Origin of the sequence: Laceyella sediminis (assembly GCF_003003125.1) — a bacterium.
Classification (GTDB): domain Bacteria; phylum Bacillota; class Bacilli; order Thermoactinomycetales; family Thermoactinomycetaceae; genus Laceyella; species Laceyella tengchongensis.
On the sequence record NZ_PVTZ01000022.1, the window covers coordinates 1 to 11,600 of the forward strand.

At 43.9% G+C, this 11,600-nt stretch carries 8 protein-coding genes; all 8 read left to right on the forward strand.

Features of this window, described 5'->3' with window-relative positions; translation table 11 throughout:
* Positions 1–219, forward strand: a 219-nt coding sequence (locus CLV36_RS17555; RefSeq protein WP_219904926.1) for a hypothetical protein, incomplete at its 5' end; no start/stop codon positions are given.
* A gap of 411 nt (positions 220–630) precedes the next feature.
* Positions 631–993: a Na-translocating system protein MpsC family protein gene (locus tag CLV36_RS16385; RefSeq protein WP_106343358.1), complete on the forward strand. Its 363-nt coding sequence runs from the start codon at positions 631–633 to the stop codon at positions 991–993.
* Between the two features lie 92 nt (positions 994–1,085).
* Positions 1,086–1,610, forward strand: a complete 525-nt coding sequence (locus CLV36_RS16390; protein WP_245888403.1) for a carbonic anhydrase — start codon at positions 1,086–1,088, stop codon at positions 1,608–1,610.
* Positions 1,611–1,826: 216 nt separating this feature from the next.
* Complete coding sequence (locus CLV36_RS16395) at positions 1,827–3,362, forward strand: NADH dehydrogenase subunit 5 (RefSeq protein ID WP_106343359.1); 1,536 nt, start codon at positions 1,827–1,829, stop codon at positions 3,360–3,362.
* Positions 3,359–5,989, forward strand: coding sequence for a DUF2309 domain-containing protein (locus CLV36_RS16400; protein ID WP_106343360.1), 2,631 nt, complete (start codon positions 3,359–3,361; stop codon positions 5,987–5,989). The genes CLV36_RS16395 and CLV36_RS16400 overlap by 4 nt, the downstream gene beginning before the upstream one ends.
* Positions 5,990–6,455: 466 nt before the next feature.
* Positions 6,456–7,721: an APC family permease gene (locus CLV36_RS16405; RefSeq protein ID WP_106343361.1), complete on the forward strand. Its 1,266-nt coding sequence runs from the start codon at positions 6,456–6,458 to the stop codon at positions 7,719–7,721.
* Between the two features lie 20 nt (positions 7,722–7,741).
* The gene (locus CLV36_RS16410) at positions 7,742–8,299 is read left to right on the forward strand and encodes a bifunctional transcriptional activator/DNA repair enzyme AdaA (RefSeq protein ID WP_106343362.1); all 558 of its coding nucleotides are present in this window, start codon (positions 7,742–7,744) and stop codon (positions 8,297–8,299) included.
* Between the two features lie 357 nt (positions 8,300–8,656).
* The coding region (locus tag CLV36_RS16415; protein WP_425436593.1) for a Tn3 family transposase at positions 8,657–11,600 on the forward strand (2,944 nt) is incomplete at its 3' end.

Here is an 11,600-nt window from a genome sequence, read left to right on the forward strand (position 1 = left end):
GCCATCGGACTTACCCCTACTCCTAGGCTCTGTGTTATGGTTTTACCGCATATTAAATTTCCTTTATCTGTTTATTATCCTGAAATATACAACCTCAAGCCCTTTTCTCATGAAAAGAGCCAGGTTTGTCATCAGCCTCGAGACCTATTATATAGGTCTTCTACAGACTGTAGAAAAACCGCTTCTGAAAACTGTCCAGAAAGTGGTTTTTCTAATTAACTGGCTAAAAAATCGACGAAGGCGACGGTTGCGCTATCGCCAATTGGCCAACTTCTTTAAATTCATGGCAGGCGATGCTATTCTTTCATATCGGCAAAAACTCGCTCAATCGTTTCTTTTCACTGTTTATAAATTTTCTTATTCTTTTCCGTTGTGCCGAAGATGTTCGACTTCATCTAAATAGTTGACAATCGAACAGCTTAAAGGTAAAATGTATCTGTAATATTAAAGCTACGATAGATTATCAATATAACTACAAAGAAAATTGTATTAGCACCTGGATAATGAGCCATTGTCCCTGTGAAAATACAAATAGAGACTTTGTGGTTAGATTGAAATAAATCGGAATATAATATAACTATATTACTACATAGTTATATTATATTCCGATTTATTGTTAGGAGAGAGAATATGACAAAAGGCCAATTAGAAGCAGAAATCAGCAAGGCATTAACGAAATGGGAAAAGGAGTATCTAGGTCGCGGATCAGTTATGGTAAAGACCGATATCCTTCGGGACATGGTAATTGTTACCTTGAAGGGAATATTAACTCCTTCTGAATATAAATTATGTGAAACATCAGAAGGAAGATCGTCCATTAAGAAAATTCGTTGTGAATTAGTGGAATCAGGTCGGGATGAATTAGGTAAAATCATTAGGGATCTAACTGGTGAAGAAGTAATCACATTTCATACGGATATCAGCACAAAAACTGGTGAGCGGATTATAGTCTTCAGATTATCTGCTAATTTAGAGAAAAAGCTCATGTCTTAACTAAAAATAAAACCAGGCCGGTCTTTAAATAGACCCACTTTTTTCGTACTAGGAATGAATCAGTTGAAAATTATAAAAAGGAAGTGAATACGATGTCTGTGGATAAAATTTTTAAAAAACAATTAACGGAGAATCAATCTGAGATAATAGATTCGCTCAATCAAAAAAAAGTATTATTCATTATTGGGATGGAGGAGCCATTAGAACAATGGTTGTATTCCGCAACTCATCTTCCTGCAGAACAAATGTTGGTTTTAGTATGTCATGGCCCTCTTATCTCAGAACCGTATGATAGCCTTATGAGAAGTGTGATCATTGCAGTACATCAAGAAAATGTAGAGGAAATTTTTGTTATAGGTGCAACAGATACCGACGAGTCTCAGTTGAATAAGATGGATTTAATTTATTTGGCAAAAAACAGAAAAGGCGATTTATCTGAACTCAAAGAAAATGATATTTTCCAGTGGTTGAAGGGAAGCGAAACAGTAATAGATAGTATTAAACAGTCTGTGGATATGATTCGTCGGCATCCGTTAAAACCATCTGGGGTTAAGGTCTATGGTTTATCCGTAGATACTGTTAGTGGAAAATTATCAAGCGTAGTGGAATCCGAGTAACAAGTATAAGTAAATACTATAAGTGTAATTAGCATTGTGAAACCAATGTCCATAAAAAGGGAGATCTTCTAAAAAACCTTGTATGGTTAGTTGGAGATAAACCGACAACTTTCAGTATTGAGGCTTTCGTGCCGGTCAATTCTGAAATTGGCGGTTTTTTTATTGAAAATATCCATTCAGACACACAATGTCTTAATCATTTTTCAGGAGGTTCAGATGTTAGTTTTGTTAGATTCTCTGCCAATTTTCTCAGCTTTTTCTGTATCGCTTGCTGTTTGTATACTTAGCGCATTCTTTTTCTTACATCCAAGAGTTCCTCTGAGATTTATTCGTCTTCATGTGGGAATCATTACTTTCCCCGTATTGATTTCCTTGTTAGCACTTATCACTACTGATGCAAGTACTATTATTGGCCCTTGGCGGTTAGATTCTCTAGCTTGGTTGATGGTTTTGTTTGTTCTTACGATAGGTTTAGTGGTGCAGCGTTACTCCGTACGCTACTTACTTGGTGATCGCTCTTATCGAAAATATTTTGCACTATTGACATTCACATCAGGTTCTGCTTCATTTACTTGGCTAAGCAATGATCTTCGTTGGCTGGTGGTTTGGTGGGGTCTCACACTCTTGGGGCTGCTGTTACTCGTAAGCGTAAACAGAGAGTGGAAAGTGGCCGGAATCGCGGCGATCTTTTCCGGTCGTCTGTTTATAATCAGTTGGCTTGCTTTGTTGGCAGCGACCCTCTGGTTTTGGCAAGCTACGGGACACTGGCAGCTATCCCTTATGATGGCCAAAGATAGCTTGGCACAAGTCAGTTCATGGGAGCGAACTGGGATCAACCTGCTGTTGGTATTGGCAGTGATCATTCCGGCTGCACAATGGCCTTTTCAACGCTGGTTATTGGAGTCCGTGGTTGCTCCGACCCCCGTTTCTGCCGTTATGCATGCGGGTTTGGTGAATGCCGGAGGAATTATGCTGACTCGATTCGCTCCTCTGTTCAGTGGGGATATCGCTCAGATCTTTTTGGTTATTATTTCTGGTATATCAATCCTCTTGGGGACCGGAATCATTCTCGTGCAAGTTGACTACAAACGCCAGTTAGTTGGCTCGACGATTGCTCAGATGGGGTTCATGCTGATCCAATGTGCATTGGGTGCTTATTTGGCAGCGATTATTCATCTCGTGTTACATGGTTTGTTTAAAGCAACCCTTTTCTTACAGGCTGGCTCAGCGGTACGTCGCTACGAGCGAACATCCCGGCCGATTCAATTGTCGTCATTCTTATGGATGATCGTCGGGAGTGCTTGCGGCCTCTTCGTGGCGATTTATGATTGGCTCACTGCTCCTGAAATCGGTTATCAAGTCATTAGTGCGCTCATTTTGGGATACGCACTGTTTTTTGCCTGGACACAACTGGTGGCTTTTGGAGCCGGGCTCATTGGACGGATTGCGGGATTGTTCCTGTTAGGAGGAGCGGTAATGGTGTTCATCATGATTCATGCTGCCTTCTATGCGTTGTTGCATGAAACGGTTGACCACGTTGTACAACCGCCTGCGCTGGTGGTCATTTTGATCATGGTTATCCTGTTGTCTGGCAGTGCTTTAGGGATCTGGTTCACTCGTCATCGTTCTTCCGCGTCCTTTGCTATCCTTTATTTATGGTTGGTACGTTTGAGTGAGCCTCAGTCTGATTCGGTCGAAAGCCATCCGGACTATCTTGCACGATCTCTGTACTGGGGAGGGAATCGGCGATGACAGTAACATCCACATTAACCGAAAAATTAAATTTGCAAAAGGAAAAGTTGACTCCGGATGCCCCTCACCTTGATCTGAACGATCTTGTTAAGGCGGCCAGCCGTGTGATTGCCCCGCTTTGGCCTATTGCCACATTTGCCGCACGTAATCCCTGGATGGGATTTGAAGGACAAACATTTGAACAGACAGCACGCTGGCTCAAAGATACTCGCGATGTAGAAATATATCCTTGTGCTTCCTTGATCCATGCGGCACAGAAGCGCGGTGAGGTTGATGAGGATTTTCTGGAAATGGCACTTCAACGTTGGCTTGATGTACAGTCTGTTGATTTGCCGCTAGGGGTAGCCGAACGATTCTGTCGGGCGGCACTTAAGCTGGATGAATTACCTTCCGTCCTATTGGAATCACCCGAGTTGAAGATCTTGGCAGAAAAATTAAGTGCTTTAATGCCGCAGAATCCTGAAAAACATCCATTGAAGCCGCTAAGCTTGTGTTTGGAGGAGCAAAGCGGCGAGAAGGTGGCCCATGCACTTGATCATCACATGATCAAGTGGTGCAAATTGTTCCTGGATGAGTCCCAGGCAGCCTGGTCACTTCCCAATCGTGAAGAGGGTTTTTATCGTGCGTGGCGCCGCCTAATCCAATATGATCCGGCGCTTAGTTACACACAACGACAGCGACTCAAGGACTGGCCGCAAGAAGCAGAGACTGCTCTGAAGAAAGCATTGTCGGCCCTTAAAATCCCTCAGTCAGAGATGCGGGACTATCTTGAGGCCCATTTGCTTGCCTTGCCAGGATGGGCAGGAATGATGCTCTGGCGTTCGCAACAATCAACACAGGAAAGCTCACTTCTAACGGAATATTTGGCGGTTCGAATTTCGATGGAATGGATCTTGATCAAACCCCATTTACCCTTGCTTAAGCAAAAATCTGAGGAACAATTATCGCTTGTTCCGTTGATTGCGGCTTGGATTCATTGGGGTGACATGACAATGGAAGCTTGGGAAAAGTTGTCAGTCCTCGAACAAAAAGCACGCCTGACACTCGCCCGCCGTTTTGATGAGACCGTCCGACGCCGACTTTGGCTGGAAGCTTGGGAACAAACATACACCGATCAATTAATGAAAATGATCTCATCAAAAAAACGGGAATCCGATCAAAAAAAACGGGCGTTAGCACAGTTTGCATTCTGTATTGATGTGCGTTCAGAGCCTTTTCGTCGCAAGTTGGAAAAAGCAGGTCCTTTTGAGACGTATGGAATGGCTGGATTTTTCGGATTGCCAATAATGACATGCGAACTTGGCAGTAAACATGCTCATTCTTCTTTGCCGGTGATACTCAAGCCGCAATATCAGGTAAAAGAGTCTTCGCCTGAGTTTGAACTCAAATCATACCAACAACGTCGCCAGACGGTCAATTCATTTGGCTACATGTTTAAAATGATGAAACAAAATCTGCTTGCCAGCTTATTGTTGCCGGAGGTAAGCGGACCTTTGCTTTGCTTACAGATGTTGGGGCGCAGCTTGGTTCCGCGCAGTGCAGGTCAGATGATCCGCAAACTCCGGAAAGCATGGCTGCGCAAACCTTCCACCGAACTCTCGCTCAATCGCGAGAACCATCTGGAAACAGAGTTGCCAATCGGTTTTTCTGAGGAAGAGAAAGTTCATTTTGTACGACAAGCTCTGAAAATGATGGGACTCACCAATCATTTCGCCCCCTTAGTGGTGATTTGTGGGCATGGAAGTCACAGTACCAATAATCCCTATGCTGCCGCACTGGACTGTGGTGCTTGTGGAGGGGCATCCGGCGGATTCAATGCGAGGGTTTTAGCTGCTTTGTGTAATTTGCCAAAGATTAGGGAGATCCTAGCAACAGAGGGGATTTTGATTCCGGAAGACACGGTTTTTGTAGCCGCTGAGCATATCACCACTCTTGATGAATTGCGCTTTATCTATGTTCCTGAGCTTTCAGATGCGGCTCAAGCAGCATTTCAACAGATCCAGACCCTATTGCCAAAAGTGAGTCAAGATGCAAATGCGGAGCGATTATCGCAATTGCCCAGTCTGGGCTTTCGTTCCAAAGATCCGAGGGTCGAGGCACAACGTTTTGCGGAAGATTGGAGTGAGGTACGTCCGGAATGGGGACTGGCCCGTAACGCAGCGTTTATCATCGGCCACCGCCGGCTGACCCAAGAGTGCAATCTTGAGGGGAGAGTTTTTCTGCACAGCTATGATTGGCAGAAAGATCAAGACGGAACTCTGCTTTCCAACATTATTGCTGGGCCGGTGACGGTTGCTCAATGGATCAACCTGCAGTATTACGCGTCTACTGTGGCACCCCATTATTATGGGAGTGGGAATAAAGCGACCCAAACTGTTACCGGAGGTCTTGGCGTCATGCAAGGGAACGCCAGTGACTTGTTATCCGGGTTACCCTGGCAGTCCGTGATGCGATCGGATCAAGAAGTTTATCATGCTCCTCTGCGTTTGCTGGTGGTGATTCAAGCACCACAGGAGTATGTGGAACGATTGATGGATCATGACCCGGCCTTTCACCGGAAAGTTCAAAATGGATGGCTTCGACTGGCGAGCATCGATCCGGAAGGACACTGGAAGATCTGGTCATAAGGTGATAGTCGTGAAGTAGGGAACCGGGCGTCGGAGACGACACCAACTCCCCCCTCCCGACTTACCCCTAATAGGGGTGGAGGGAGCGAAGACCGATTTTGGGGCCATCTCTCCAGTAAATGGAAAAATGACTTGAGAACCACAAGGGAACTCAAGTCATTTTGTGTTTATACAGGAAATTTAGAGATCATCGCTCATATTTTTCTTCGGTTACTGCAACGATTGCTTCTTTTTTCACTTGGTCTTACCAATTATTTCACCATGTAATTGTAAATTACATCGCAAAAAAAACAGACGATCTTTTCATTTGATTATGATATTTAAAAGGTAATTACATTTAAAGCTGTCCGCGGTATCAATTTAATCCCTCTTTTCCCTGTGTGGTCGAGATCTTGGGTGGAATTCGGTTAGGTAGTTTGGTAGCAAAAAAGGCTGTCGGTTTGGAAACAAGGGAGGTTAAAACAACATGAATCGTTCAATTAATTTACCTGAAGCCATCGCTTTATATATTACGGCTATTCTTGGTTCAGGGATTTTGTTTTTATCAGCTAGTACAGCGACTGTAGCGGGCCCCGCCTCTATTTTATCTTGGATGATTATGATCCTGTTTAGTTTCCCTTTAGCCTATACATTTGCTGCTTTATCCCGCTCGTACCCCGACGCCGGGGGAGCAGCGACTTTTGCTCGCATGGCTTTCGGGGAACATGCAGGAAATCTCGTGGGATGGTTTTATTTTTTGACGGCTGCGGTCGGACAGATTATTGTTTCTTTGACAGGCGCTAGTTATATCGGAGCGGCCTTTGACTTATCAGCTATTGAAATTGCTTTGATTGCCTGCTTCATTTTGTTTATCGGAGGTCTATCCAATCATTTTGGAATACGGATAAGCGGAAAATTGTCTTTGGTGCTCAGTATACTTTTGCTTATCTTATTGTGTATTGCGGTGGCGGTCACATTGCCATACGTTCGCTGGGATCATTTCCAACCCTTTGCTCCTAAAGGATGGTATCCGGTAGGAACGGCTGTGATTATGATTTTTTGGTCCTTTTTCGGGTGGGAGGCAATCTGCAGTCTGGCTGACCGATTCAAACATCCAGAGAAAGATTTAGTACGTAGTGCTCTAATTAGTGCAATGGTTATCGGTATAGTGTTTCTTCTTCTCAGTTTTATTACCATTGGAAGTGGAACTTATGGAAATCTGGAAAGTGATTCATCCCCAATCGGAGTAATGATCAATCGTGCTTTGGGTTTTGGGGCACAACTGATTACTGCTATTTTGGCTTTGATTATATGTACAGGTACTGTCAATGCTTTTGTCGCCAGTCTGACTCAACTCGGCTATGCATTAAGTCGAGATCAGGCTTTGCCTTCTTGGTTTTATTATTTAAATCCCCGAACCAAGACACCGACTCGTGTCGTTTGGCTGGTCGTCATATTTGCCGGGGGAGGGGTGATCCTGACCACGTTCTTAAAGGTTCACTTTACCCAATTACTGTTTATCCCGAATTCCTTGGGTATGTCTGTTTATATCCTCTCTATGGTTGCGGCCCTTAAATTGTACAACAGAAGAACCAAACCATGGATTAGCGGTCTAATCTCCCTGATTGTACTTGGTCTCTCCGTTCCTTTTCTGGGTTTACACATTTTGGTTCCCGCAGTAGTGAGTGGGATGTATTTTCTATACAATAAAGCGACAAGAAAACAAAAAATACTGAATCGAAATAATACGTAACACGGAAAAGGAGGAAGGTAATGAAGATTCAACGTGAAAAGTTATGGGAAGCAGTTGTTCAGTGTGATGGAAAGTATGATGGATTTTTTTACTATGCCGTAAAGACAACCGGAATCTTCTGCCGTCCCTCATGTAAATCCAAAACACCAAAACAAGAGAATGTAGAATTCTTTTTTCATATTGAAGAGGCATTTCGAAAAGGATATAGACCTTGTAAACGGTGTCGTCCTGATTTGTATCAGTCCACTTATGACCCCAATCAAGAAGTAATTAAAGAAGTGAAAAACATTCTGGAAAATGAATACGATAAACCTTGGACTCTCCAAAAATTGTCCAAACGTATTGGAATTAGTTCGTACCATCTACATCGGTTGTTTAAGAAAAAAACAGGAATAAGTCCAAAACAGTATTTAAACCAAATTCGTATTGAACAAGCTAAGCTTTTATTGTTACAAGGAGAGAAAAATAATACGGAGATCTGTTTTTTGGTAGGCTTCAATGATACTTCTCATTTTTATAATATTTTTCGAAAAGTAACAGGCTTTTCCCCGTTAGCTTTTAAACATCGACATTCTTAAAACAAATCAAGACTGGCACCAGGTATCCTTTCCGTAGAAGCGCAGAAGTTTGCAGACCAGGCTTACGATTAAACTATTATCTATCGATTACTCAAATTGAGTAGCACGTAGGATCTCCATTAAAAAGGCATGGACAAGTTGGGATGCCTTTTTTCTATGGGTTGTACTGGTTGTTGTATAAGCAAGGTATTATAGCGCAAAATCATCTGATATTCATTTTGTGTCTGTTCCGAATTTTGTTTTGGTTTTGGAACTTCCTGTGTTTTACCGCTATTCTTGCCTGAAAAATCAATGCTCATTATACTCAGATAAATAGAAAAGTACCGACTCTAGTTATTCTAGGAACTTTAGAAAGGATTGGCACCTGAGTTGAAACAACAATGGACGAAGGAAGAACTCATTGAACACTTTACTTTATTGCCCCCAGAAAGGCAACTGATTGAAGCGAAGAACTTCGAAACACGGTTGGGATTTGCTCTTTTGTTAAAATACTTTCAGCACGAAGCCCGGTTTCCTGACGGTCCGGAAGATGTTCCTCTTTCGGTAGTTGAGTTTTTGGCCAAGCATCTAAGAGTCAGTACAGATCACTTTGATCAGTATGACTGGGCTGGTCGAACGATTAAGCGACATCGTGCTGAGATCCGGAAATTTTTTGGCTTTCGCGAACATACAGCAGACGATCTTCAACAGATTTCCCAGTGGCTGGCGGACAAAGTATTAAGCCATATCCACGACATTGATGTGTTGAAGGAGCGCGTTTATACCGAACTTCGGCAGCAGAAAATCGAACCGCCCGTGGACAATACGGTGGAAACGCTGGTCCGATCCGCCCTACATAATCATGAGCAGAGGTTTTTCGCTCAAACGTTCCAAAGTCTTTCCCCTACCTCTATCTCCAGAATGGACGCGATGATTGATGACTGGGCCGATGCGGAGGACGAGGTTACGGAGGAGATAGGGGCCGAGGAACCGGAACGAATGACTTTCCGTAAGATCAACATGGGTCCAGGCCGCGCTAACAGAAAGAACTTGGAGGAGGAAATCAAAAAACTCAAGGAATTGCGTATGTTGGAATTGCCACACGATCTGTTTAAGAACGTTCCTCCCAAAATCTTGAGGAAGTACCGGTTACGTGTCGTCTCCGAAAAGTTGGTTGAGATCCGGCGCCATCCGCCAGAAGTGCGTTACACCCTGTTGTCGGCGTTCTTTTGGTCTCGACAACAAGAGATCACCGACAGCTTAGTTGAAATGCTGATCACCATTGTCCATAACATTAATGCTCAGGCTGAACGCAAGGTAGATCGCGAAATATTGCAGGAAATCAAGAAGGTGCGCGGGAAAAACAATATCTTGGCTTCCTTGTTGGAAGCGTTGTTGGAAAACAAGGAACATGTTGTTCAGGACGTGGTGTTTTCTGTAGTTGAGGAAGAGACGTTGCGCGATTTACTAAAGGAATTGACCCATAACAAAGAGGTATACCGTGAAAAAGTTTACTACAAAATGCGCAGTTCTTATAGCAACAATTACCGCGCGGCGATTGGTGAACTCCTCAAAACCCTTGAATTCCGTTCAAACAATTCAAGGTATCAACCTATTATCGAAGCACTGGACTTGATTAAAAAATATATCGGCACCAAGCAAAAGTTTTTTGCCGTTGCCGATGACGTGCCAATTGAGGACGTGATCCCGCCCAAGTTTAAGAAAGTAGTGCTTGAGACAGATAAGAACGGTGATTTGCGCGTCAACCGCATGAACTATGAGATTTCAGTTCTCTATTCTCTACGGGAGAAGCTAAGGTGTAAGGAAATTTGGGTTGTCGGGGCCAATCACTACCGTAATCCAGACGAGGATTTGCCAGGCGACTTTGAGGAACGCCGGGAAGAATATTATGAATCCCTTGGCCTGCAAATGGATGTAGATTCTGTCATCAACGATCTCAAACAATCACTACATCGCGCATTGGATCAACTTAATCGGACCATACCACAAAATCCAAAAGTAAGAATCACCAATCATAAAGGCGGAGGTTGGATTTCGGTCACTCCATTAGATCCACAACCGGAGCCTGAGCGATTGGTTCAGCTCAAAAAGGAAATTGCGAATCGTTGGTGGATGGTCGAGTTAATTGATATTTTTAAGGAAGCCGATTTGCGTATTGGCTTCACAGATGCCTTTCAGTCTCTGGGGATCCGTGAGCAGTTAAGTCGTGAAGAAATCCAAAAGCGTTTGTTGCTTTGCCTTTATGGACTGGGCACCAATATGGGCCTGAAAAGAATGGCCACCGGCAACACAGATGTGACGTATGAAAACCTTCTCTACATCAAGCGGAAGTTTATCCATCCAGAAAACCTGAAGGCGGCCAATATCCAAGTCGTAAATGCTATTTTGAAGGAACGCCTTGCCGAAGTGTGGGGGGAAGCCACCACATCTTGCGCATCCGACTCCAAAAAAGTCGGTTCTTGGGATCAAAACCTGATGACAGAGTGGCATCCCCGTTACCGCGGAGGCCCTGGTGTTATGATTTATTGGCACGTTGAAAACAAGTCCGCCTGTATCCACTCGCAATTAAAGACCTGCACGTCTTCGGAAGTGGCTGCCATGATTAAAGGACTGCTCCGGCACGCTACCGAAAAGGAGGTCGATCGGAACTACGTGGACACGCATGGCCAAAGTGAGATTGGCTTCGCCTTCTGTCATCTGCTTGGTTTTAAGCTGATGCCCCGATTAAAAAATATCGGCTCACAGAAGCTCTATAAGCCCGATCACGGCATGGCGGATGCATACCTCAACCTGCAACCGGTTTTGGCTAAGAACCCGATCAACTGGGATCTGATCCGTCAGCAATACGACCAAATGGTGAAATACGCCGTGGCCTTACGATTCAACACTGCGGAGACCGAAGCGATTCTCAAGCGATTCAGTCAAAACAAGACCCATCCCGTTTACAAAGCATTGAGTGAGTTGGGCCGCGTGATCAAAACGATCTTCCTTTGCGAATACCTACAGCATGAGGAAATCCGGCGCGAGATTCATGAAGGGCTCAATGTGGTTGAAAACTGGAACTCAGCCAACAGCTTTATTTTCTTTGGCCGGAACGGAGAAATTCAAAAGAACCAAGTGGATGAACAAGAGATTGCCGTGCTGAGTTTGAACCTGCTTCAAAACTGCCTGGTTTATATCAACACCATCAAAATTCAAAATATCATCAAGGAACAAGGATGGCTCAATAAACTGACAACCGAAGATCTGCGCGCGCTCAGTCCGCTGATTTATAACCACATCACGCCGTATGGCAAATTTA

Coding starts and splice junctions, on each gene's coding strand:
- CLV36_RS16385 (WP_106343358.1), top strand. CDS start 631: ATGACAAAAGGCCAATTAGAAGCAGAAATCAGCAAGGCATTAACGAAA.
- CLV36_RS16390 (WP_245888403.1), top strand. CDS start 1,086: ATGTCTGTGGATAAAATTTTTAAAAAACAATTAACGGAGAATCAATCT.
- CLV36_RS16395 (WP_106343359.1), top strand. CDS start 1,827: ATGTTAGTTTTGTTAGATTCTCTGCCAATTTTCTCAGCTTTTTCTGTA.
- CLV36_RS16400 (WP_106343360.1), top strand. CDS start 3,359: ATGACAGTAACATCCACATTAACCGAAAAATTAAATTTGCAAAAGGAA.
- CLV36_RS16405 (WP_106343361.1), top strand. CDS start 6,456: ATGAATCGTTCAATTAATTTACCTGAAGCCATCGCTTTATATATTACG.
- CLV36_RS16410 (WP_106343362.1), top strand. CDS start 7,742: ATGAAGATTCAACGTGAAAAGTTATGGGAAGCAGTTGTTCAGTGTGAT.